Here is a 21,810-nt window from a genome sequence, read left to right on the forward strand (position 1 = left end):
AGTTCGAGCAGCTGCTCGGTGTGGATGGTGACGTCCTGTTCGTCGGTGCTGCAGCGGGCGTAGCCGACACGCCGTCACGAACACCCGACCGTCAAACTGCGGCCTTCCTTGTCATACTCCAGAACCGTCCGTCCCTTTCCCACGGCGATACTCGGCTTAGACCGCGCCGTCCCCTTGCGGCTGGTTCAATATCCGTTCATGCATACCCACGATGTGCAGGTCGACGGCGACCTGGTACGCAAACGCTTCATCGACGGCAAGCCCGACGGCGCCGAGCGGGAATGGCGGGCGCTGCAACTGCTGGCGGAGCACGCGCCTGGGCTCGCGCCCTCACCCGTGGAGTACGGGACCGATCTGGTGGTGATGTCGCGCATCGAGGGCACTCCACTCCTTCTGCTGTCTGCCGTGCCGGAGATAGAACTGGTGGAGGCGGTGGACCGACTGCACAGTGCAGTGCCCCGCCAGGTACTCGACCGGGTACCGGAGCGGTTGTGGCCGGTGGAGCGGCTCAGAGATCAGTTGCTCGTGTGGGCCGGGCGGTGGCAGCCGAAGAACGAGCTCGCGGACCAGGCCGTCAGAGAGGGCGCGCGGTGGCTGTCCGGGTGGGAGCCGGGCGAGCGTGGGGTTCGGCCGGTGTTCGGGGCCAGTGATGGCAACACGGCGAACTTCCTGTGGGACGGCGCGCGCGTCAGGATTGTCGATTTCGAGGAGTCAGGGCGCAGCGATCGGGCGACCGAGGTCGCGGAGATGGCCGAGCACGTGTCGTGCTGGGTGCGAGGGGAAAAAGAGGTGAGTTTCGAACTCGATTCCGCTGAGGAACTCAGGCTGTTGGAATGCCGCAGGCTGTTCGCGTTGCTGTGGGTCTTCCTACTCAAGGACGAGGGGCCGAGAAATCCGCCCGGTACGTTCATGCGAGCGGTCGGGCGGGCTTTGGACCGGCTCGGTTAGGCACGGCCACCTCCTCTCAAAGCCTGCTGACGAAGGGCTTTGGTGTTCCCCAGGGAGGGTCTGGGAGAGCGTCGGGGTGTGGTCATGAGTGGGTACTTGACCCGTAAGCAGGAGCGGGCTCCCGGTAACTGAGTGTTGTCTGAGAGCCTGCTGACAAAGGGACTTGGTATCGAGGTTCGAGTCAGGAGACCGCTCGTGCGGTGACCACAAACGTTCACCGGTTTCATGGAGATGCCGGTCGAGGGCGTCGATGTGTGGGTAGCAGGAGTGAAGCTCCCAAGCCTTCGAGATGATGGGGCGCAGAGCAACATGAGGGTTAGGAGAGACGGGCTTGGGGCACACGGATGAGCCGTTGCGGGCAGAGGTGTCTTCACTGCGGGCCACACGGTGGTTCGCCGACACGCCAGTGCCGACGCACGAGATCGTGCGAGCGCTGGAAGCGGCTCGCTGGACGGGGTCGGCGCGCAACCGTCAGCCATGGAGATTCGTTGTCGTCAGGGACCGTGACCTGCGGGAGAAGTTGAGCCTGCTGGGAAGCTACGCGGCTCACCTAGCCACCGCTCCCGTAGTCGTTCTGCTCGCGGTGGACCACTCAACGGGGGGTGAGGACGCGGAGTTCGACGCGGGCCGGGCCGCCCAGAGCCTCATGCTTGCCGCGCATGGCCTTGGTCTGGGAAGTTGTCCAGCCTCGTTCTTTCCCGCGTCCAAGGCCGAGCAGGCCGGACGGTTAGTCGATGTCGAGGCTCCGTGGAAGGTCCGGACCGCCATCTCGCTCGGTTACCCCGCACCCACACCCAGCGGCAGATCCGCGATCCCCTCAGGACGTCTACCACCGGACCGCCTGGTCCGCTGGATTGGCCCCTGACCGCATCGCCCGAGTGTGTCGCTGCGTCGAGGCACCGTTCGCGCTCGTCAAGTTCACCGGCGCGGTGGCGCTGGTCGGCCTCGGCATCCGCTCGCTGTGGGAGGCCTGGCGCATCGGCCCCGCGCACGGTGCCGTCGAACTGACCCTCTCCGAGCCCGAACGGCGCGGCACCCCTTTTCTGCGGGGGCTCCTGACCAATCTGACGAGCCCGAAAGCCACTCTGTTCTTTCTGGCCGCCCTCCCACAATTCGTCCCGGCCGGCTCGCCGGGCCAAGCGCTGCCGGTCGCCTTGAGGCCGGCGATGATCGCCGTGGCCTTCAGCATGACCGGACTGGGCTTGACCGCCCTGAGCGTGCACCGTATCCGTCACCTGCTCCGCTCCCGGCGCGTCCAGGAGGCGCTCCTCGGCGCCACTCCAACCACGCTCGGAGTCCGGGTGACCACCGAATGACACCCGCGATCGCCTCGCCAGGATCGATCGGGCAGCCCTGAACGTCTGGCGATCCGCGAATCTCGACACCAAATCCCTCTGTTTGCAGGCTCTCAGAGAATCCCCCACCTGCGAGAGATGCGGCCTGATCGCAAAGGGAGCAAGGAGAGCAAGGGCAGTCACCATTCCGGCTGTGCCGGGTGCCGGCCGTGGGTTCGCAGGATGCCCCGGAAGCAGTCCTCGGCCTGGAGGACCTCGCACTCCACACCCGTGTGCCCGCACACGCGAACTGGATCAGCAAGACGATCCGCACGTACGGGCGAGCGCGGCGGACACGAACGAGGCGACCAGTGGCCGGCGGTCCTGCTCGTTCCAGGCGAGTACGAGGCGGCTGGGAGGCGCGTCGGCAACCGGGATGCGCACCAGGCCGGGCGGAGCCGGTTCGACCAGAGAGCGGGGCAGCACTCCGATCATCCGGCTCACCGTGATCATGTGAAGCAGCTGGACGACGTCGGCGACCTCGGGACCGGTGCCGTCGCCGCCCGGCACTCCCTTCCAGCGCGGCAGTGTCTCACCGCGCAGATCGGACATGCGCACCGAAGCGCGCCCGGCCAGCCGGTGCCCGACCGGGACGACGACGACGCGGTCCTCGGTGTGCAGCGTCTCGTGGGCCAGTCCGTCGAGGTCGTCGAACGGTACGTAGAGCAGGCCGACGTCGGCTCGCCCGTCGCGCAGGAAGTCGGAGCGGTCGGCGGGGCCGCTGAACAGGATGTCCACCTGGCGGGCGGCGGGCTGCCGGGCGTACTCGGCCAGAATTCCGGACAGCAGGCCGGCGTCGCCGCCGGGCTTGAGCACGAGCCGCAGGCGGGCCTGGGCGTCGGCGGCGCGCCGGGCGCGCTGGACGGCGACACTCACCGCGTTGAGGGCATGCCGCCCGTGTTCCCGCAACGCCTCCCCGGCCGGGGTGAGCTCGACGTGCCGGCTGGAACGGATGAACAGCGCGACGCCGAGCCGGGTCTCGATGCGTCGGATCGCCTTCGACAGCGCCGGCTGGGCGATCGAGAGCCGGACGGCGGCTCGGCCGAAGTGCAGCTCGTCGGCGACGGCGATGAAGTACTCGAGCTCGCGGGTCTCCAGCTCAACCATGCCTCCAGGTTATCGCCGATGAATGAATCGGCCTTGGACGTCGGCGTCCTGCGGCCTTGAGAATCGACACATGATTGAGCACACGATGATCGTTTCCTTCGATCAGCCCATACCTGACACCGAGCTCGACCGATACCTCTCGGACATCGAACAGGTCATGCTTGACACCGGTCTCGCACAGACGTTCGCGGCCCGGCGCCATGTTCCCGTCCTCGGAGAGGAGGCCGTCGCCGCGCCGGTCGCGACCGCGATCGTACGGATCGCCCTGCCCGGCACCGAGGCGCTGACGAAGGCGTTCAGCGCGCCCGGCCTGCATGAGGTCATCGAGTACTGGCGGTCGCGGCACCCGTACAAGGTGGTGTGGGCGAACCACGAACCGCTGACATGAGCGACATGTCCGGATCGCCCAGCTCACTCGCACCTGTTCAGCCAGAGAACGGATCATCATGCGCATGGCAGTACTCGGCGCGTCCGGGCGGGTCGGCCGCCTCCTCGTCGACCAGGCACTTGAGCGGGGGCACCAGGTCGTGGCCCTCGTCCGCGGCCCGGAGCGGATCACCGTCCCCGCGTCGCGGCGGCTCGACGTACGGCAGGCGGATGTCTTCTCGCCTCAGGCCTTCCCCGCCCTGGACGACGTCGATGTGGCCGTCTCGGCCATCGGCATCGGCAAGGGCGGTCCGGGCGCGCTGGTCGCCGGGGCCAGGTTGCTCGCCGCGGCACACGTCCGCACCGTGTGGCTCGGCGCCCTGGGCTCGGGTCGGTCGGAACGCGCGGGCGGGCTGATCTACCAGGCGGTGATGCGGATGGCAGTCGGCGCGGAACTGGCCGAGAAGGCCGAGGCCGACCAGATCGCCCTGGACGCCGGCGCCACGGTGTTCCATGCTCCCGACCTCAAGGACGGCCCCCTCAGCCCCGGACGCCGCCTCGTACCGCTCGCCGGCCTGCGGCGCCCGCTGCTGCCGCCCCGGATGTCCCGCGCCACCGTGGCCGCGCTCATGCTGGACGAGGCCGAGTCGGGTGACCACGGGGGCGAGATCGTCGTGCCGATCAACTGATCAACGGCCGCTCCCGGTCCGGTCCGGGTGCTGTCGTCCTGGTTCGTCAGCCGCCGGGGAAGCCAGGCGCCGAGACGCTGCCACCCCACGGTGGCAGCCGGTAGGTGCCGAGCTTCCGGATCTTGCCGGTGGTCACGTCGATGGCGTAGACCGTGTCGCCCAGATCCGGAGACCGGCCGGAGTTCGGATCGCGTTCGGCGCCGCCCAAGGCCAGGACCTCACGCTCGTTGAGCCAGTACCCGAGCCGGTAGGGACGCAGCTGCCCCGGCGGGTCGAGCCTGGCCTCGGACCTGACCTGGCCGCTCGTCCGGTCCACGGTGACGATCTTGTCGTACGGTTCGCCGTTCGTCATGTTCTCCCCCCGCGCCGTCGGGCCGGTCAGCATGGCCACGGTCGTGCCGTCCGGGCCGACGGCTCCCGTCAGCGTCCAGGTCTTCGGCTCGGCGAAGACCGTCACCTTGCCGTTCGAGAGCACGCCGAGCCGGCCGCGCTCGTGCTGCACGACCATGGGTACGCCCTCGTCAGTGGGAGAGAGGAAGAACCAGCCCTTGGGCATCTCCTCGACGACCCGCCCGCTCTCCACGTCCACGACGACCCGGGGGACGCCGACCACGTTCAGGCCGAGCCGGCGCCCGTCCGGCGAGAAGGTGATCAGCCCGCCGCCCTCGACCATGGCCTTGCGCCTGACGACCTGCGGGATCTCCCAGACCTGGCCGGTGTCGAGCTCGCGGACGGTGAAGCGCTCGCGCTCGGGGACGTAGTAGGCGATGCGGCGTCCGTCGCGGGAGATCGCCAGCGGGGCGGCGGTGTTCATGTAGTTCTTCTTGGTCTGGTCGGTGTAGACGCTGAGCGCATCGGCGACCCTGTACCGGGTTCCGTCCTGCAGGACCACCTTCCACTGCAGGCACGTCTCGTCGGCCACCGGCGCGTTGTCCTCGCCGGGCTTCCACGCGTCCTGGCAGAAGTCGTAGTAGGCGTAGCGCACCGGCCCCACCCCGGACGCGGGCAGGACCGCGCGGACGGGGACGAGGTCCTCCGGCGACGGCGAGGGCCGCTCGGGGATGCCGCTGAAGGCCGGACCGGACGAGGGCGTACCGCTCGTGACGGTGGCGACGTCGGCGGGCCCGCCGGGATCGATGACAAGAGTGACGGCCAGCGTCAGTGCGGCGACGGCCGCGACCGCGGAGCCGCCGATCAGAGCCGTTCGCGTACGCCGCGCGCCCCGCAACGCGACCTCGGCGAGATCGACGTCGGGTGCTTGTCGGGCGATCGAGTCGAGTTCGTCACGGAACCTCGTCATCACGGCACCTCCACCGGATCGACTTCGGACAACAGATCGGCCAGTTCGGGCGCGAGGACACGTAAGCGGCCCAGGGCGTAGTGGGTCTGGCTCTTGACCGTGCCGGGTGAGCAGCCCAGCGCTTCGGCGGTCTCCTCGACGCTGAGGTCCTCGTAGAAACGCAACACGAGGACGGCGCGCTGCCGCGGAGTCAGCCGGAGGAGCGCCTCCTGGAGGACCATCCGGTGCAGCCCGGCGGACTCCGGATCGTAGGCGGGTTCCGGCGGACTGCTGGTCAGGATGTCCGTACGCCTGCGCCGCAGCCAGGACACGTGCTCATTGATCAGGGCCCGCCGGGCGTATGCCTCCGGATTGCCGTCCCTGGCCAGCTTGGGCCAGTGTCTGGCGATCCGGGTCAGCACGGTCTGCAGGAGGTCCTCAGCCCGGTGCGCGTCTCCCGTGAGCAGGTACGCGGTGCGCATCAAAGTCTGCTGACGGGCGCTGACGAACTCCCGGAATCCCTCATATTTGTCCATGCGACTCCTTCCGCCCTAATGAACGCCGGACGCCGGACACCGGTTGGAGGCCATCCACACCCGATGTGCGCACCGCGCCCGGGCAGATGGAAGAACATCGAGCACCTGCACCTGCACCTGCACCTGCACCTGCACCTGCACCGGCTCGGCTCCGGGCGGAGGGCGACCATGATCTCGCGCGTCGGTCTGGTGCTCAGCGCCGGGGTCCGGGGTTCATGGGGAGATCCGGCGTGCCAGCTATTTCGCGAGGTATTCGACAAATGTGATGGTCTCTCTGCGGGGCGTGAGGCGGGATATGAGCCCCTCTTGCGTTTTCATCCCATGGGACGGATCATTTCGATCACCGGCTGGGCCGCTCACGAAGCCGAGGGACCTTTGTGCTGCTTCGCGCTCAGGAAGGACCATGAATGATCCGTCGCGCTCTCGTCCTCCACTGCACCACCACGTACTAGTCAGACGGCTCCTTCTCCGAATGGGGCGTGCGCACCGTACACAAGGGCTGGTCCGAAACTCCCTGTAGCTGATTCCCCCGTTTCCCTGCGAATCAGGAAGGACGATCCATGATCCGTCGCGTACTGGCCGTCGCGGTCCTGGCCACCGCCACGCTCGCCGTCATCCCGGCCGCCGCGCAGGCCCTCCCTGCGTGCCCGGTCGGCTACCTGTGCAACACCCAGTACTTCTCCGACTCCGCGCGCACCAACCTGGTGGGCGTCAGGACGGAGTTCTGCGATCGTTCAGTCTCGACCTGGGGCAGGCTCAGCGGCTACGTCACCTGGTCCTCAAGCCCCTGCAACTGATGGAAGGCATCCGGTAGGGCCCGAGCCGGCGGGTGGGACGCAGATCCGGGACTCGTTGTCGACCCGCCGGGTGCGGCCCTGGGCGTCGAGGTACTCCAGGAGAGGTACGGCGACGCGGCGGCTCGTTCCCAGGGCCGTGCGGGCCTGGCTGACGGTGAAGGGCGCGGGCAGCGTGCTCAGGACGGCCACCGCCAGCTCCGGCGCGTCCGGCAGGAGGACGACGTTCCTCCCGATGGGCAGCAACGCCGCCGCCCGTACGGCCGCCGTGAGGGCGGCGCCGGTCAGCTTGAGCTCGGCCAGGCGCTCGGCGGTGGGGGCGTCGAAGGGACGTCCGTCGAGGTCGGTACGCAGCCGGGCGACGGCCTGCTCGACCTGCGGCGACATCGGCGCCCGCGCCCGGTCGCCATCGACGATCACCCCTGCTCTGATCGTCAGGGGCTCGGTGACGAGCGCCCGTGCCAGCCGCCGGTCGGGCAGGCCGAGCAGCCGCGCGGCGGCCTCCACGGTGATCCCCTGCTCGCGCTGCGACACCTGCTCCGTCAGGCTGCGGCCGAGCTCGGACCAGTGATCGGGGTCGGCGAACCAGTCGCCCGCCACCGGCGGCCCGTCGGGGGCAGCGCCCATCGCGGTCAGCTCGGCCCGGCTCAGCAGTCCGTGCCAGCGCAGCAGGTCCGCCGCGGTGGGCACGGTCACGCCGGCGAGCGCGGCTCCCCTGACCGCCGCGGCTCCCCGTCGCCGCAGGGGTGCCGGCCGTACGTCGAGGACGCGTACCCCCGCCACGATCGTCCGGCGGCCGGGATCGCGGAGCAGGCCGTGGTCACCGGCCCTGAGCGGCATGGGCCGGGCCAGGGTGAGGCGGGCCGTGTCCGCGCCCAGAGGGCGCAGCCGAACCGGGACGGCGGCGGAGCCCAGATGGAGGACGAGTTCCCGGCCGACGTCCGCGCCGGACACCAGCCGCACGTCCGCCGACCGGGTGGTGATCCAGGCGTCCGGGGTCAGCAGCGGGGTGCCCCGGGTCAGCGTGTCGCGATCGGCGCCCCTGACGTTGACGGCGACGCGAGCTGTCGCCGACACCGCGTCCCGCCGCTGGTTGAGCCTTTGGAGGCCGCGGACCTGGAGCCGGTCGGACCCGGCGAGCAGTTCGTCGCCCACCCGCAGGGTGCCGTGCGTGAGCGTGCCGGTGACGACGGTTCCGGCCCCGGTGACAGTGAACGTCCGGTCGATCCACAACCGCACCGGACCGTCCCGGCGCGGTTCCGGGAGCCCGGCCGCGAGCCGGTCGAGCGCGGCGGACAGCTCGGGCAGGCCCTGCCCGGTACGGGCGCTGACGGGGACGGCGTCGATCCCCGACAGGCTCGTCCCGTCCAGGTGGAGGCGGGCCTCCTCCAGCGCCGGTCCGGGGTCGGCGAGGTCGCTGCGGGTGACCACCAGCAGGCCGTGCCGTACGTCCAGGGCGTGCAGGGCGGCCAGGTGCTCGGCGGACTGGGCCCGCCACCCCTCGTCGGCCGCCACCACGAACATGACCGCCGGGCACGGGCCGACGCCGGCGAGCATGTTGGTGACGAACCGTTCGTGCCCGGGGACGTCGACGAAGGCCAGCTGCCGTCCCGAGCCGAGCTTGGTCCAGGCGAAGCCGAGGTCGATGGTCATGCCCCGGCGGCGTTCCTCGGCCCAGCGGTCAGGCTCCATCCCGGTGAGCGCGCGTACCAGGGCCGACTTGCCGTGATCCACGTGCCCGGCGGTGGCGATCACCCACATGCGCGCTCGGCGGCCGTTCTTCTCGTGTCCGTGCCGGGTTCGCCCGGACCGCGCGGCCGGGTGAGGGCGGCGGGGCGGCTCACCCGCAGCCCGGCCGCGGTCCATGCCTGGAAGCCGCCGATCACGTCGGTGGCGTTCGCCAGCCCGATCTGCCTGAGGGACGAGGCGGCGAGGCTGGAGGAGTATCCCTCGTCGCACAGGACGATCCAGCGGATGTGCGCCGAGGTGGCCTCGGGGATCCGCGCGTCGCAGCGGGGATCGAGCCGCCACTCCAGCTGGTTGCGTTCGATGACGATGGCGCCGGGCACCTCGCCGCCGTCGCGCCGCTGGGATTCCGGCCGGGTGTCCACGATGAAGGCGTCTCCACGGCTCGCCGCGTCGAATGCTTCGGCCGGTGGCAGGCGGCGCAGCCCGGCACGTGCCCGGGCCAGTAACGCGTCGATGCTCAAGAGACTCCAGGGGTGAGGTCTGGCGGAGGCGGACGGGAATCGAACCCGCCGCGCCGAGTTGCTCGGCGCCATCGGTTTTGAAGACCGAGAGGGCCACCAGGCACCCGGACGCCTCCATTGATGATCTTAGCCTTCTCCGGCGCCCCAATTGAAGATCCTTCTTACGCGGAGCCGCTCACTCGCAGACGGCGCCCGGGGCGGTCGGCGAGTACGGGTGCGCGGGAAGAGGCGCCGCGGACCGGTCAGGACGGCCGGACTTACACCATGATCAACATATCGGTACATTATGATCATGCAGCGATTGACGCACTACGCGCAGGGCGGCGGTTGTGCCTGCAAGATCCCGGCGGGCGAACTGGAGAGCGTGCTGGCCGGCTTCGGCTCGGAGCCGCCCGGCGATCCGCTGGGCGAACTGCTGGTCGGCACCGAGACCGGTGACGACGCGGCGGTCGTCCGGATCGAGGGCGGCACCGCGATCGTGAGCACCGCGGACTTCTTCACGCCGGTCGTCGACGACCCCTACGACTGGGGCCGGATCGCCGCCGCCAACGCGCTCTCGGATGTCTACGCCATGGGCGGCCGGCCGCTCGTCGCCCTCAACGTACTGTGCTGGCCCCGGGACGGCCTGCCGTACGAGATCGCCAGAGAGGTGCTGCGGGGCGGCGCGGACGTCGCGCGGCAGGCCGGGTGCCACGTGGCGGGCGGGCACAGCGTGAACGGACCGGAGCCCATGTACGGCATGGCGGTCACCGGGCTGGCCGACCCCGCGCGGTTGATGCGCAACGACGCGGGCCGCCCCGGACTGCCGCTCTCGCTGACCAAGCCCATCGGCTCCGGCGCGCTGAACAACCGGCACAAGGCCACGGGCGAGGTGTTCCCGCAGGCTATCGAGGTCATGACCCGGCTCAACGCCGACGCCGCCCAGGCCGCGCTGGAAGCCGGCATCCGCTGCGTCACCGACGTCACCGGCTTCGGCCTGCTGGGCCACCTGTACAAGCTCGCCCGGGCCTCCGGCGTCACCGCGGTGATCGACGCGGCGGCCGTTCCGCTCATCGAGGGTGCCCGTGAGGCCGTGCGCGACGGCTACGTGCCGGGCGGCTCGCGCCGCAACCTGGACTGGGTGGCCCCGCACACCGACACCGGGACGGTGGCCGAGGAGACGCTCCTGCTGCTCGCCGACGCGCAGACCTCCGGCGGACTGCTGGTCGCCGGGGAGGTTCCGGGGGCCCCGGTGATCGGTGAGCTGATCCCCCGCGGAGACCACGCCGTCGTGATCCACTGACGTCTGGCCACCTCCGGGGACGAGGTGTACAACTGGATAATGATCTTCAAAGGTGTACGCAGGGGATCGATCTGGGCGGCGCTGGTGGCGCTGCTGCCGTCCTTGACCGCTTGTGCCGCCGGGGAGGCCGACGCGCGAACGGCGGCGCAGACCTCCGGACGACCGGGAAGCCTGGAGAATCCGCGGGTGCTGAACTGCGCGAACCGCAACGGGGAGTTCGCGGGAGAGAAGACGGCGAGCCGCGCCGCCGCGCCGGACGACCTCGTGGTGGGGCCGCTGCTCATCCCCGGGCTGCTCGCGTGGGGCGAGGCCCGGGCCGAGCAGTACGGGAGCGACCACAAGTTCAAGGTCGGCGCGCTGGTCAGGAAGGGCAAGACGATCACGGTGTCCATCCCGGCGAAGTTCCACGACAGCGCGGGCCTGCTCTACTCCGAGCCGTCCAGGAACGCCCGTACCCCGGCCGAGGCCGACCACTCGGTGTCCTTCACCGCGTGCTCCGACCACGACACGATTTTCGTGGGCGGCTTCTACGTGAAGGAGCCCAGGTGCGTCCCGCTGGAGTTCCGGGTGCCGGGCGAGCCTGTCGTCCGGCGTGAGGTCTCCTTCTTCAACGGCGCCTGCTGACCTGTGACGCGCCGCCCGCGCGAGTGGCGGGCGGCGCGTCAGCCCAGGAACGCCGAGGCGACGACGCCGGCGAACGTGACCGTGAGCAGGCCCAGCGCCAGCCGCCTGACCGGCTTCTCCTTCTCCATGAGCCAGTCGATCAGCCACATCGGCTCAGGGATCTCCACCAGGTCCTTCGACGGTGGCACGACCGCGACCAGTACGAAACCCGGCCAGGTGAAGCCGATCGCGTACGCCAGTCCCGCCCACCACGGCACCAGCCCGAACAGGGTGACGCCGAGCGCCGCCCAGGTGAGCGAGGTGACCCTGAACGTGGTCAGGACCAGGCCGGTGTCCAGCCCCCACAGGAGCGCTCCCCTGGCCGCGCCGAACCGGTAGAAATGCTGCTGCGGAGTCTGGCGCCGCCACATGGGCGTACGCAGCCCGAACAGGCCGGAGTCGATGACCAGGCAGGCGAGCATCACCGTCGCCGCGGCGAGCTTGGCGCCCGTCCCCGAAACTCCGCCGAACAGACCGGAGCCGAGCAGGTGCACCAACCCGTACGCGGTCAGCGCGGAGATGCTGAAACCGAGCATGAGCATGAGGATCGGCCGGTACATGGGCTTCTCCCCGGGAACTCTCCCCTGAACCAGGGGGCGGAGGTATCCGACGAAGGAAAGGCCTCAAAAGCTGAACAACTGCGCGAAGCCCGCGCTCGCGATGAGCAGGACCAGCGCGAAGGTCAGCCAGGTGTCAAAGGACACGACATCCTCCATCCGGAGTGGCCGGCCGAGGCCATCACGCCCGGCCGGCCACCCGGTCGCTGTCAGCAGCCGTTGGCGTTCACGGTCCAGCCGGCCGAGCAGATGAACGGGCCGGAGCTGCAGTCCCCGCCCTTGGTGCACTCACCACAGGCGTACTTGCGCTGGTACGGCGCCGAGCCGCTGCAGCACTGCCACACCTTCATGCTGTAACCGGAGGGGCAGACGTACTGCCCGCTGCTGTTGGTGCTGCAGAAATTGTTGGGGAGGGCGAGGTTGCAGCAACGCCAGTTCGCCGCCGCCGCCGGCTTGGTCATCACGGTCGCGCCCGCGACCGCGCCGATCGCCGCGACACCGACCCTGCCCATCCAGCCGAGGAATCCTCGCCGGTTCCCATCCGGTCCGTCCGACATCTTGTGGAGGTGATCCATGGTTGGCCTCTCTGGCCGTGGGGTGAAATCGGATCAGTGCCGTACGGAGGGCTTGCCGGCCAGGTTGTGCTTGTAGGGAACAGGGGCGGCCGCGTACATCTGCCTGACCGTCGGCACCGTGTGGGCCCGTGTCAACTTCCCTTCGGTGACGTGGAGTGCGGCGGGTGTGATGTCGAGTCCGATGCTGCCGACGATGCTCTCGTCCTCGTCGAGGATGACGCGCTCGCTGTACAGCCCGAACTCGGCGATGAACTCGTTGCCATCCCCGGACACCGGGACGACCACGACCCACATCGAAGGCGGCACCGCTCCCCCACGCAGCGCTGACGCCAGGTTGTGGCAGGTCTCGCACTTGTTGGAGAGGAACAGCACCATGGCCCGCTCGGCCTCGTCGAGGGCCGCCGGCAGGCCGAAGCGGCTCGGCGGGGCACCCTCCAGGGTTCCCAGCTCCACCGGGGTGGGCTTGTCCTCCATGTCGAGGTAGGCCCGGATCTGTTTGACCTGCTGGAAGAGTTCCACCTGCGCGCCGATCTGGACGAACAGCACCACGGCCAGCAGGCAGATCACGATGAGCAGCACCGTCGTCATGCGGCGTGCACCTCCGCTTCGGGTTGGGTGGGGTCGGGAAGCACCATCCGGTCCTCCCGCAGCGGGCGCAACAGGCGCAGTTCGGCCCTCAGTTTCCAGGCGACCATGGCGAGCAGCGCCACGGCCAGGCCGAGCAGGCCCTCCTGCCCGGTCCAGGTCGGCGGGTTCGCCTCGGCCAGCACGGCAAGCGCCAACCACAGCGGGAGGTACAACACCTGGCGCCAGCCGAGCACCGCGCCGCCGTTCCCGAAACAACCGCACTTGATCTTCTCGCCGCGGCTCAGCGCGCGGATCCCGGCCCCGGCGAACGCCAGCGCCAGCAGCACGATGAGCACTCGGGGCCACAAGGCGGACGGCGCCACCGCCAGGCCGATCACAGCCAGCATCTCGACGGAGATCACCGCGATCGCGGCATGCCTTCCCAGAGCCTCCGGACCGAGTTGTGAAATGGTCCGGCCGAGTTCGCGGTGGGTTATGGTCTTTGACAGTGTCGCTATCAGGAAAACCACGATAAGTACGACCTGAGCAGCGGCTCCGGTCGCAACAGCCGCATTCAGATTCATCCGTCGCTCCCGTCAGGGTCGGATGAACGAAAAGTATGGTACTGGCCTTAAATGATCAACTCTTGACAAGATCGATTTCGCGGGTTACCTGGAACCGGCGCCCGGCGTGGCCGCGCGGAGGCGGCCACCGCCCGGAAGCGGGAGACGGCGGGCTTACTCGGTGCCGGGGGTCCTGCGCGTGGTCACGTTCATGCGGTTCCAGGCGTTGACCGTGAAGATCAGCGCGATGAGCTGGGCCAGTTCCTTGTCGTCGAACTGCCGCGCGGCCTCGTCGTACACCTCGTCCTCGACTCCTTGGGGCAGCAGGGTCACCGCCTCCGTCAGCGCCAGGGCGGCGCGCTCCTTCGCGGTGTAGAGGCCGGCCTCCTGCCAGGCGCTGAGCTGGTAGATGCGCACCTCGCTCTCACCCGCCCGGCGGGCGTCGCCGGTGTGGTAGTCGATGCAGTACGCGCACCGGTTGATCTGCGAGGCCCGTATCTGCACCAACTCGACCAGAACCGGGTCCAGCCCTTCGCGGGCCACGGCGTCCAGGGCCAGCACGGCCTTGAAGACCTTGATGGTGCATTTCCATGACTCTTTCCTGGGCCAATTCGTGAGCGGCAGCGACCTGCATCTGGAGCTCACCGGCAGCGGCGGCGCGCGCGTACGGCTGATGCGGGCCGTGCGCGAGGCCATCGGCTCGGGACGACTGGCCCCTTGCACCCGGCTGCCGCCCTACCGCGCCCTCGCCCTGGACCTGGGCATCGCCCGCAACACGGTGGCCGCCGCGTACGCCGAGCTCGTCGAGGAAGGCCGGCTCACCGCACGTCAGGGCTCGGGCACCGAGGTCGCGCACCGCGCCGCGCCTGTGGAGCCAGACCCGCGGCGGGCTCCCGCGCGTCCGTCCCGCCCGCGGGTCGTCCACGACCTGATGCCCAGTTCCCCCGACGCCGCCGCCTTCCCCCGTTCGGCCTGGACCGCCTCGGCCCGCCGGGCGCTGACCGCCGCGCCCGGCGACGCCTTCGGCGTCGGCGACCCCCGCGGCCGGCCCGAGTTGCGTCAGGCGCTGGTGGACTATCTGGCACGCACCAGAGGTGTACGCACCACGGCGGAGCACATCGTGATCTGCTCGGGTTACGCGCACGGGTTGCGGCTGGTGTGCCAGGTGCTGCGCGGCCCGGTCGCCGTCGAGGCCTACGGGCTCGCCTTCCACCGCTCTCTGCTGACCGAAGCCGGGCTGGAGACCGTCCCGCTCACCGTGGACGCCCACGGCGCCCGGATCGGGCACCTTCCCGCCACGGACGCGCGAGCGGTCCTGCTGACACCGGGGTCGCCTGGACGGCCGGCGAGCGATCGCTGACCGGTCGAGCGTGAGCAGGGCTTGCCACCCGGCCTCCCCGAAAAACTTCTCACACAGGCCGGCGCGGTGGGAAGACCGGGCAGCTCAGGGCAGCCATCGCGGACCTGCCGGACAGGGCCCCGTTCGTGATCCAGGCGGAGACGGATGACGACGGCGAGTACGAGGACCAGGTCATCGTGGGCGCCGGCTACGGTCAAGTGGACTGGGAGGACGGATACGGCGCGGAGGCAGCGGCCAGCGGTCACGCGGCCAGTTTCGAGGTCACCCTGACACGCCTGGTCAGTCGACGATCGGCCCGAGTGCGCGTGCATCGTCGAAATGTCGGACCAAGGGCAGAAGAGCCGCCGCGAGGACCATTTCCACCAAACAGGCAATGACCGTCCAGAAAGTTCAGGTATTGAACCAGCGGAACGCCGGCGCCAATATCGACGACACCCCACCGACAATGAACACCACGCCCCCTCGCACGACACAAGGGGTTATGGAATGAAAGCCCCCGCGCCTCTTGAGCGCGGCACAGAATCCCGCCGGCCCAGAATTGCGGCAACTCGTTGGCGCACCTCTCAAGAATGATGGATGACCTCGGACAACGTCTCCGTTCGCACGTTGGATGGAGAGTGTCAGGAGGGATGTCAATGCGTATGATCGGCCGCGCCACCCGGCCCCCTCAGGGCGCCGGGCTCGTTCGAGGTCTGGGCGGGGAATCCAGCCCGGCTGCCATACGGCGTCGCCCTCGAACCCGCATCCGGGAAGCGTTTCGACCGTAGACGTGATTTGTGTTCTGGTTCGTCGTGTCCGACCGTTGGGACATGAAAGTCTTGGCCGCCTTTGTCGCCGTCCTGTTGTCGGTCGTCCTGAACGGCTGCGGTGTGGTGCGGACGCTGGGAGCCGGGCCGTCGCCGTCGCCGTCGGCCCTGCTGCCCTGCCCAGAAGCCGCTGAGCTGCCGACGCCCAGCCCTTGCGTGACGATGCCCTCCTGGGAGCAGAAGCACGCGGACAACAAGTCGTACCGTCAGCGCGCCACGCTTTCTCCGGAGGTGGCCGCGCCGGTGGCCAAGGAGTTGCGAGGCAAGTTCGCCGACCTGCGCGAACGGGAACTGCGCGGCGAGACCCACGTCGCGAAGGCGGTCCGGGCGGTCGCCCCACAGGGGACCAACGTCATCATCAGGGCGGGAGGCGCCGGCTCCGCCGTGGTGTTCGCGATCGAGCTGCGGGGTGGATGTGTGACGGGGTTCTACAACGAGCGTGAGTCGAAGGTGGAGGTGGGGAGCTACATCAAGGACGGCGGTTGCCTGACGGCTCCCGGTCACTGACCCTGGCCGACGGCCGCGTCGGGTGCGGCGGCCGTGAGGATCGTCCCCAGCACGCCTGGAAAGCGGGCCTCCAGGTCGTCACGACGCAGCGTCATGTAGCGGGCCTTGCCCTCGGCACGCGTCGAGGTGATGCCCGACTCGCGCAGGATGCGCCAGTGATTGGAGAGCGTGGAACGCGGGACGTTCAGGTGCGGCGGGCTGCAGGACACCTCGCCGTCCGCGGCCATCAGGCGTACCAGGCCCAGGCGGACGGGATCGCCGAGCGCGTGCAGTACGGCGACCAGATCCAGGTCTGCCGCCTTGGGCTCGGCCGGCGATCGCATCCCACTCTCCTGACGTCGGTCTGAGTTGACATGTCCAGATCCGACCAGCATAGGATCATTTCCATATTTCGAGAAAATGGAAATGATCAAGGAGTGCTCGCGCATGGCCACACGTACCACCTATGCCCGTATCTATGTCGACGACCTGGACACCGCCCTGCCCACCTTCGAGGCCCTCACCGCCGCCCGGCCGGGGCTGCGCTTCCCCTACCGGGACCTCGAACTGGCGAGCATCGGCGACTACCTGCTCGTCTCAGGCACCCCTGAGGCGCTGGCGCCCTACCGCGACGTGCAGGCCACCGTCATCGTCGACAACCTCGATGACGTCTTCGCCATCGTCGAACGCGAAGGAGGCGACACCCTTGACGGCCCGAACGAAGTTCCCACCGGACGCAACCTGACGATCCGCCACCCCGGCGGCGCGGTCATCGAGTACGTCGAGTTCGACTCCGCCAAGGTTCAGGCGCAATCGGCGCAGTAGAACGTCCACGGGTGCGGCCCTTGTCCGGTCGGCTCGCCGAACGGGTCAGGGTGCGGGGGCAAAGAATGTCTGGAGGTGGCGGTTGACCGCGTCCGGGCAATCGAGCTGGGGTGCGTGGCCGCAGCCGTCCAGGACGTACGTCTGATCGTGCGGCAGCAGGTCGGAGAAGCGCTGCGCCCGTACTCCGGTCCAAGCGGCGTTCCAGCAGGTAGGTGGCTCGAACGTTGTCCGGGAAGGTCATCGGAGCCCACCATTCGGTCAGCAGTTCGTCGGTGACGCGTTCCTTGTGCACGAGCATGCCCTCGGCCAGGCTGCGGGCGGCCGACCGGCTGGCGGACAGCCTGACGGCCAGATCCGCCCGCCGGACGCCGACGGCGCCCAGTACCCAACGGCGCATTCTTGTCCGGCGTCGCTCCGCCACGTCAACCATGATCATTCTTCCGCAGGTGCGTTCTGATGACGTGCGGACGGGACGGCGGCGGCCGGCGTGACAACCTCCGTGTGTGACCTGGCTCATGACGCCAGGTCGGCCGCGTCCGCCGCTGCAACCGCGAGAAGACCCCGCCGGACGTGCCGGACGGGGTCGTTGATGTGCGGGACGGCGACTTGGCGTGCGTCCTGTCGCCGGAGGTGCGTGGCGTCGTGTGGGGTCAGTCGCCGCTGAACACGCTGGTGTTCTGGCAGGCGGTCAGGCGCCACTGCCCGTCCTCCTTCGCCATGACGAACAGGGGCGTACCCACCTCTTCCGTCCCGTCGGGGTTCCGGTAGGTCTGGACCACCTTCACGGCCGCGACGTCGGAACGGATGAACAGGACGTGTTCGACCTCGAACGTCACCGTCGCGCCCTGCATGCCTCCGGGAAGCACCTGGTGCGTGAACGTCGAGATCGCATCACGGCCGAAGAGGCGCCTGCCATGGCCGGTCGTCCAGATCGCGTCGGCGCGGAACAGGGCGACGAACTCGTCGGGGAGTTCGTTGTTCTGCGAGTGCTCAACCGCGGCCACGACCTGCTTGATCGCTTCAATGTCGGTCCGGCTCGTCTGGTCGGCGGTGTTCGTTGTGCTCATGACGATGAACGATAGAACCTCAAGCGAACTTGAGGTCAAGAAGGCCGATCGTACGTGCAGGTCGCCGCGGATTGGCGGTGCGGTGGGCCATGCTCCGCCGAGCGAAAATGATCACCAACGAGGCGAAGGCGTTCACATGGCACAATCGACGTCGAGGGCATCTCGCCGTCGTGGACGAGCGTCAAGCTCGACAACGTGCACTGCGGCTGAACAGCCGGTGAGGGCGCGGGGACTGCCTCTGCGTCCGTATACGACGTCCGGGGACGGGTCGCGTGGCGGTGATCAGCAAGCGGGGACGGATTCAGGTGCGGGTGTCGGCCGATCCTGACCGGACCGCCTCGCTCACCTGAGCCGGCGAGGTACGCCAGGGTGCGCCGTGGCCGGGGAGCACCCAGGATGCAGACAGTCCGGCGATCCGGTCGAGGGAGGACAGCGCTTCGGCCGGGTCGTCGGTGAACGGCGCCGGCTGGGGGCCTCCGCGCCCGGTGAGGACGTGCCGCGTGGTCAGGGCGTCCCCGACGAAGACGGCGTCGGCGAGCGGGACGTGCACCGCCACGCTCCCCGGTGAGTGCCCCGGCATGCCCACGATCACCGGACTGCCGGGCAGGTCCAGGACGTCGCCGTCGCCGATCTCGGTCACCTCGCGGACGTGGCGGGTGCGCAGGCCGTTCTTGCGGATGGAGTAACCGAAGAACCCGAGCGTCGGGCCGAGACGCATGGGGCCGACCGCGACCTTGGGCTTCTCCCCCGTGCGGGTACGGACGGCGTCGGCGGCATGCACGAACACCGGTACGCCGTGGGCGCTTCGCAGGCGTTCGGCGAAACCGAGGTGGTCGGAGTCGCCGTGGGTCAGTACCAGCCCGCGGATGTCGTCGACGGACTTGCCCAGTGAGCGGAGTTCGCGCCGCAGGTCCCGCCAGTGGCCGGGCAGTCCCGCGTCGACGAGCGTGATGCCCTCGGCGGTGTCGACGAGGTAGCACGCCACGAGGTCGTTACCGAGGCGGTGCAGGTGGGGTGCGAGTTTCATGGGACTTCCTTCGGAGGCATGGACGGAGAGAGGGCTCCGCGGGCAAGGGGCAGGGCTGTGGTCGCCGCAGGTCACCCAGGGTGCCGATTCTCATCTCTAATCGTTCAGAAGCTGAATGATATGAGGACGGTAGCATGCCGCCCGCGAACAACGCCACGTCGCCATGGCCGCCGACCGATCGATCGGTAGGATCCGGTTCATGGACATCATCGCGGCCACCCGCCACGGCAAGGTGCGCGGCCGAATCCAGAACGGGATCCACGTCTTCCGGGGCATTCCCTACGCGGCGCCCCCGTTCGGCGCCCACCGCTTCCGCGCCCCCGCGCCCGTACAGCCCTGGGAAGGTGTACGTGACGCGGCGGAGTTCGGGCCGACCGCCCCCAAGCGGCCCTATCCGCCGCCGCTCGACCGGCTCATCCCCGAAGAGCAGATCCCCGGCGACGAGTGCCTCAACCTGAACGTCTGGACCTCGGCCACGGACGACGGCACGCGTCCCGTGATGGTGTGGATCCACGGCGGCTCCCTGCGCAACGGCTCGTCGAGCATGGCCCTGTACGACGGATCCGCCTTCGCCAGGGACGGCGTCGTCCTGGTCTCGATCAACTACCGGCTCGGCGTCGAGGGCTTCGGCGTCTTCCCCGACGCGCCCGACAACCGCGGCCTGCTCGACCAGATCGCCGCGTTGGAGTGGGTACGCGACAACATCGCGGCCTTCGGCGGCAACCCCGGCAACGTCACCGTTTTCGGCGAGTCGGCGGGCGCGATCAGCATCGGCGCGCTGCTCACCAGCCCACGTGCCAAGGGCCTGTTCCGCCGCGCGATCATGCAGAGCGGTCCGCCGCACACGGTGACGCGCGAGGAGGCCGCCAGGACGGTGAAGCTGATGGCGTCCCGGCTGGGGGTGCCGGCCACGGCCGGGGCGTTCGCCGCGGTCGACCGGGAGCGCCTGCTCGACGCCCAGGTCGAGGTGATCGGCAAGGCCGACCCGATCACCGGCGGGCCCGGCTTCCACATCGTGACGGAGCCGGACGCCGGTCCGGTCGAGGCCGACCTGCTCATCGGCGCGAACCGGGAGGAGTACCGCCTCTGGTTCGTCCCCAGCGGAGCGGTGGACCGGGTCAGCCGGCTCACGCTGCGCCTGGCCCTGCTGAAGTTGCGCATCCCGGGACGGACCGTCCGCCTCTACCGGTCCGCCCGCCCCGGCGCCACACCCGGGGAACTGCTCGGCGAGATGGCCACCGACCTGCTCCTGCGTGCCCCGGTCAACCGCCTGGCCGACAGCGTGGACCGTGCCCACGTCTACGAGTTCGCCTGGCGGACGAAGATCATGGACCTCCGCGCCTGCCACAGCCTGGAGATCGGCTTCGTCTTCGACAACCTGCGCCACTGCCGCGAGATGGTCGGCGACGAGGCCCCGCAGGAGCTGGCCGACGCCATGCACCGGGCCTGGATCGCCTTCGCGGCGACCGGCGATCCGGGCTGGGAGCCGTGGGACTCCTCCCGGCCCGTCATGGTCTTCGACTCCCCCGGCTCCGGCGTCGTGCACGCGCCGCGGGACGAGGAGCTCAGGGTCTGGCTAGATCGCGCGCGGTGACCGCCGCCGCCAGCAGCCGCGCCTGCTCGGGCGCCGCGAGGTCCAGCCCGGTCAGCAGGCTCACCCGCTGCAGCCGGTAGTCCAGCGTGTTGCGGTGGATGTGCAGGTCGAGCGCGGTCTGGCGGCGGTTGTGCCCGCGGTGGACGAAGGCCCGCAGCGTCTCCAGCAGGTGCGGGTGGCCGTCGAGCGGGGCGAGCTTGGCGGCCAGCCGTACCAGCCCCGCGCCGGGACGGGCGAGCTGGTGTTCGAGCAGCACGTCGTCCAGGCGGTAGAGGCCGGGCGGCCGGGCGAGCCTGCGTACCAGCGCCAGCACCTCGCGGGCCTCCCCCGCCGCCTCCGGGATCGCCGCGGGCGCGGCGGCGGAGGCCGCGGCGGCCAGCACGGGCCGTCCCACCGCCTTGGCGAGCCTGCCCGCGAGCGAGTCCAGACTGCAGCCGCCGGGCAGCAGCGCGACTCCGTCGACGTGATCCATCAGCACCAGCGTCCCTGTGTGGGCGTCCAGCGCGGACTGCACGAGCCGGACCGGCGGCGCGGGCTGTCCCAGGTCGAGGAGCAGCACCTCGTGCGCCTGGCCCACCTCGGCCCCCGCCGCCTCGGCCAGGCTCTCGTACGGGTGACCGCTCAGCAAGGCGCTGATCAGCGCGCGTCGTACCCGTTTGTCCTCGCTTCTGATGTCCTCCTGCGCCTGCTGGTGCGCCAGGGCGACGGCGGGCATCGCCGTACGCAGGCAGTCGAGCATGCCCCTGCCCGCGGCGGCCAGTTCGTCCGGCGTGGCCACCTCGGTCAGCGCCTGCCACCAGACCTCCGCGCCGATGAGGTAGGCGGTCACCGCCGCCTCCAGCGGCAGCCGGTCCTCGGCCCGGCGCGCCGACCACTCGATGATGCGGGTCAGGTCGGCCTGGCCCATGGCGCCGGGACGGCCGAGCGTCCGCAGCAGGATCGTGAGGACCGCCGAGACCGACTGGGTCACCTCGCCGTGGAGGGTCTCGGGCGGCAGCTCCCGGTAGAACGGCACTTCGGCGGCGCACCGGGCGATCACCGCGGCGGTGAGCTCCCGCACCCTCGGCTGCATCCGGCTGTGCAGGTCGGACATCCCGCGATCGTCACATTGCCCAAACCGGCGCGTCAATTCTTGCCCCGAGTGCGGAGAGACGGCGGCCTCCGCCATGTTCAGG

General features: G+C 69.7%; 26 protein-coding genes, 1 tRNA gene and 1 pseudogene. 13 read left to right on the plus strand and 15 right to left on the minus strand.

Annotated elements, in window-relative coordinates; all coding sequences use genetic code 11:
* Positions 1–198: 198 nt before the first annotated feature.
* The 3 genes from IEZ27_RS54455 to IEZ27_RS40755 all read left to right on the plus strand — a co-directional run bounded on the left by IEZ27_RS54455 (position 199) and on the right by IEZ27_RS40755 (position 2,264).
* Positions 199–948, plus strand: a complete 750-nt coding sequence (locus tag IEZ27_RS54455) for a phosphotransferase family protein (RefSeq protein ID WP_229824787.1) — start codon at positions 199–201, stop codon at positions 946–948.
* A 364-nt stretch (positions 949–1,312) separates the two neighbouring features.
* A complete protein-coding gene (locus IEZ27_RS55665; RefSeq protein ID WP_379478633.1) occupies positions 1,313–1,813 on the plus strand; it encodes a nitroreductase family protein in 501 nt (166 codons plus the stop codon).
* Positions 1,803–2,264, plus strand: coding sequence for a LysE family translocator (locus IEZ27_RS40755; RefSeq protein ID WP_189652143.1), 462 nt, complete (start codon positions 1,803–1,805; stop codon positions 2,262–2,264). The genes IEZ27_RS55665 and IEZ27_RS40755 overlap by 11 nt, the downstream gene beginning before the upstream one ends.
* A gap of 273 nt (positions 2,265–2,537) precedes the next feature.
* Here the strand turns inward: IEZ27_RS40755 and IEZ27_RS40760 are convergent, their stop codons facing one another.
* Positions 2,538–3,389, minus strand: a complete 852-nt coding sequence (locus IEZ27_RS40760; RefSeq protein ID WP_189652144.1) for a LysR family transcriptional regulator — start codon at positions 3,387–3,389, stop codon at positions 2,538–2,540.
* Positions 3,390–3,459: 70 nt separating this feature from the next.
* On the opposite strand from IEZ27_RS40760, the gene IEZ27_RS40765 reads away from it, so the two are divergent.
* A complete protein-coding gene (locus IEZ27_RS40765) occupies positions 3,460–3,777 on the plus strand; it encodes a hypothetical protein (RefSeq protein WP_189652145.1) in 318 nt (105 codons plus the stop codon).
* 64 nt (positions 3,778–3,841) lie between these two features.
* Positions 3,842–4,444 (plus strand): NAD(P)-dependent oxidoreductase, encoded by a 603-nt coding sequence (locus IEZ27_RS40770; protein WP_229824788.1) that lies wholly within the window; start codon positions 3,842–3,844, stop codon positions 4,442–4,444.
* Between the two features lie 46 nt (positions 4,445–4,490).
* On the opposite strand, the gene IEZ27_RS40775 is transcribed toward IEZ27_RS40770, so the two are convergent.
* On the minus strand, positions 4,491–5,744 hold the full coding sequence (locus IEZ27_RS40775) for a hypothetical protein (RefSeq protein WP_189652147.1): 1,254 nt from the start codon (positions 5,742–5,744) through the stop codon (positions 4,491–4,493).
* Complete coding sequence (locus tag IEZ27_RS40780; RefSeq protein WP_189652148.1) at positions 5,744–6,259, minus strand: SigE family RNA polymerase sigma factor; 516 nt, start codon at positions 6,257–6,259, stop codon at positions 5,744–5,746. Before IEZ27_RS40780 ends, IEZ27_RS40775 begins: the two co-directional genes overlap by 1 nt.
* Before the next feature lie 560 nt (positions 6,260–6,819).
* Here IEZ27_RS40780 and IEZ27_RS40785 point away from each other — a divergent pair.
* Positions 6,820–7,056, plus strand: a complete 237-nt coding sequence (locus tag IEZ27_RS40785; protein WP_125645786.1) for a DUF6289 family protein — start codon at positions 6,820–6,822, stop codon at positions 7,054–7,056.
* Here IEZ27_RS40785 and selB read toward each other — a convergent pair.
* The 3 genes from selB to IEZ27_RS40800 all read right to left on the minus strand — a co-directional run bounded on the left by selB (position 7,039) and on the right by IEZ27_RS40800 (position 9,379).
* Positions 7,039–8,814 (minus strand): selenocysteine-specific translation elongation factor, encoded by a 1,776-nt coding sequence (gene selB / locus IEZ27_RS40790; RefSeq protein WP_189652149.1) that lies wholly within the window; start codon positions 8,812–8,814, stop codon positions 7,039–7,041. The two genes, IEZ27_RS40785 and selB, sit on opposite strands and share 18 nt — an antisense overlap.
* On the minus strand, positions 8,805–9,263 hold the full coding sequence (locus IEZ27_RS40795) for a rhodanese-like domain-containing protein (protein ID WP_189652150.1): 459 nt from the start codon (positions 9,261–9,263) through the stop codon (positions 8,805–8,807). Before IEZ27_RS40795 ends, selB begins: the two co-directional genes overlap by 10 nt.
* A 20-nt stretch (positions 9,264–9,283) precedes the next feature.
* Positions 9,284–9,379: transfer RNA gene (locus IEZ27_RS40800), tRNA-Sec, on the minus strand.
* A 170-nt stretch (positions 9,380–9,549) separates the two neighbouring features.
* On the opposite strand from IEZ27_RS40800, the gene selD reads away from it, so the two are divergent.
* Positions 9,550–10,545 carry a selenide, water dikinase SelD gene (gene selD, locus IEZ27_RS40805; RefSeq protein ID WP_268246117.1) on the plus strand — a complete coding sequence of 332 codons (996 nt, stop codon included), beginning with the start codon at positions 9,550–9,552 and terminating at the stop codon, positions 10,543–10,545.
* A gap of 39 nt (positions 10,546–10,584) precedes the next feature.
* A complete protein-coding gene (locus IEZ27_RS40810; RefSeq protein WP_189652151.1) occupies positions 10,585–11,169 on the plus strand; it encodes a hypothetical protein in 585 nt (194 codons plus the stop codon).
* 38 nt (positions 11,170–11,207) lie between these two features.
* Here the strand turns inward: IEZ27_RS40810 and IEZ27_RS40815 are convergent, their stop codons facing one another.
* The 5 genes from IEZ27_RS40815 to IEZ27_RS40835 form a co-directional block, all read right to left on the minus strand.
* Positions 11,208–11,768 carry a hypothetical protein gene (locus IEZ27_RS40815; protein ID WP_189652152.1) on the minus strand — a complete coding sequence of 187 codons (561 nt, stop codon included), beginning with the start codon at positions 11,766–11,768 and terminating at the stop codon, positions 11,208–11,210.
* A 206-nt stretch (positions 11,769–11,974) separates the two neighbouring features.
* Positions 11,975–12,277 carry a hypothetical protein gene (locus IEZ27_RS40820; RefSeq protein ID WP_189652153.1) on the minus strand — a complete coding sequence of 101 codons (303 nt, stop codon included), beginning with the start codon at positions 12,275–12,277 and terminating at the stop codon, positions 11,975–11,977.
* Positions 12,278–12,373: 96 nt separating this feature from the next.
* Entirely contained in the window at positions 12,374–12,928 is a 555-nt protein-coding gene (locus IEZ27_RS40825) for a hypothetical protein (RefSeq protein ID WP_125645798.1), read from the minus strand.
* A complete protein-coding gene (locus tag IEZ27_RS40830; protein WP_189652154.1) occupies positions 12,925–13,491 on the minus strand; it encodes a MauE/DoxX family redox-associated membrane protein in 567 nt (188 codons plus the stop codon). The genes IEZ27_RS40825 and IEZ27_RS40830 overlap by 4 nt, the downstream gene beginning before the upstream one ends.
* 153 nt (positions 13,492–13,644) lie before the next feature.
* Positions 13,645–14,031 carry a carboxymuconolactone decarboxylase family protein gene (locus IEZ27_RS40835; protein ID WP_229824790.1) on the minus strand — a complete coding sequence of 129 codons (387 nt, stop codon included), beginning with the start codon at positions 14,029–14,031 and terminating at the stop codon, positions 13,645–13,647.
* A gap of 52 nt (positions 14,032–14,083) precedes the next feature.
* Here IEZ27_RS40835 and IEZ27_RS40840 point away from each other — a divergent pair, with 52 nt between their 5' ends.
* The 3 genes and pseudogenes from IEZ27_RS40840 to IEZ27_RS40845 all read left to right on the plus strand — a co-directional run bounded on the left by IEZ27_RS40840 (position 14,084) and on the right by IEZ27_RS40845 (position 16,143).
* Positions 14,084–14,830, plus strand: a complete 747-nt coding sequence (locus tag IEZ27_RS40840; protein ID WP_229824791.1) for an aminotransferase class I/II-fold pyridoxal phosphate-dependent enzyme — start codon at positions 14,084–14,086, stop codon at positions 14,828–14,830.
* Between the two features lie 86 nt (positions 14,831–14,916).
* A pseudogene (locus IEZ27_RS55670) lies at positions 14,917–15,207 on the plus strand (hypothetical protein); the annotation flags it as partial.
* Positions 15,208–15,639: 432 nt separating this feature from the next.
* On the plus strand, positions 15,640–16,143 hold the full coding sequence (locus tag IEZ27_RS40845; RefSeq protein ID WP_189652155.1) for a hypothetical protein: 504 nt from the start codon (positions 15,640–15,642) through the stop codon (positions 16,141–16,143).
* Here the strand turns inward: IEZ27_RS40845 and IEZ27_RS40850 are convergent.
* Positions 16,137–16,466 carry an ArsR/SmtB family transcription factor gene (locus IEZ27_RS40850; protein WP_189652156.1) on the minus strand — a complete coding sequence of 110 codons (330 nt, stop codon included), beginning with the start codon at positions 16,464–16,466 and terminating at the stop codon, positions 16,137–16,139. The two genes, IEZ27_RS40845 and IEZ27_RS40850, sit on opposite strands and share 7 nt — an antisense overlap.
* Positions 16,467–16,569: 103 nt before the next feature.
* On the opposite strand from IEZ27_RS40850, the gene IEZ27_RS40855 reads away from it, so the two are divergent.
* Positions 16,570–16,947: a VOC family protein gene (locus tag IEZ27_RS40855; protein WP_189652157.1), complete on the plus strand. Its 378-nt coding sequence runs from the start codon at positions 16,570–16,572 to the stop codon at positions 16,945–16,947.
* A gap of 650 nt (positions 16,948–17,597) precedes the next feature.
* Here the strand turns inward: IEZ27_RS40855 and IEZ27_RS40860 are convergent.
* Positions 17,598–18,014, minus strand: a complete 417-nt coding sequence (locus IEZ27_RS40860) for an SgcJ/EcaC family oxidoreductase (RefSeq protein WP_189652158.1) — start codon at positions 18,012–18,014, stop codon at positions 17,598–17,600.
* Positions 18,015–18,315: 301 nt separating this feature from the next.
* Positions 18,316–19,041, minus strand: a complete 726-nt coding sequence (locus tag IEZ27_RS40865) for an MBL fold metallo-hydrolase (RefSeq protein ID WP_189652159.1) — start codon at positions 19,039–19,041, stop codon at positions 18,316–18,318.
* Positions 19,042–19,240: 199 nt separating this feature from the next.
* Between IEZ27_RS40865 and IEZ27_RS40870 the strand changes: the two genes are divergently transcribed.
* Positions 19,241–20,635, plus strand: a complete 1,395-nt coding sequence (locus tag IEZ27_RS40870; RefSeq protein ID WP_189652160.1) for a carboxylesterase/lipase family protein — start codon at positions 19,241–19,243, stop codon at positions 20,633–20,635.
* On the opposite strand, the gene IEZ27_RS40875 is transcribed toward IEZ27_RS40870, so the two are convergent.
* A complete protein-coding gene (locus IEZ27_RS40875) occupies positions 20,607–21,728 on the minus strand; it encodes a PucR family transcriptional regulator (RefSeq protein WP_189652161.1) in 1,122 nt (373 codons plus the stop codon). The genes IEZ27_RS40870 and IEZ27_RS40875 overlap by 29 nt on opposite strands.
* Positions 21,729–21,810: the final 82 nt, after the last annotated feature.

It is taken from the genome of Nonomuraea spiralis (assembly GCF_014648435.1).
GTDB lineage: Bacteria > Actinomycetota > Actinomycetes > Streptosporangiales > Streptosporangiaceae > Nonomuraea > Nonomuraea spiralis.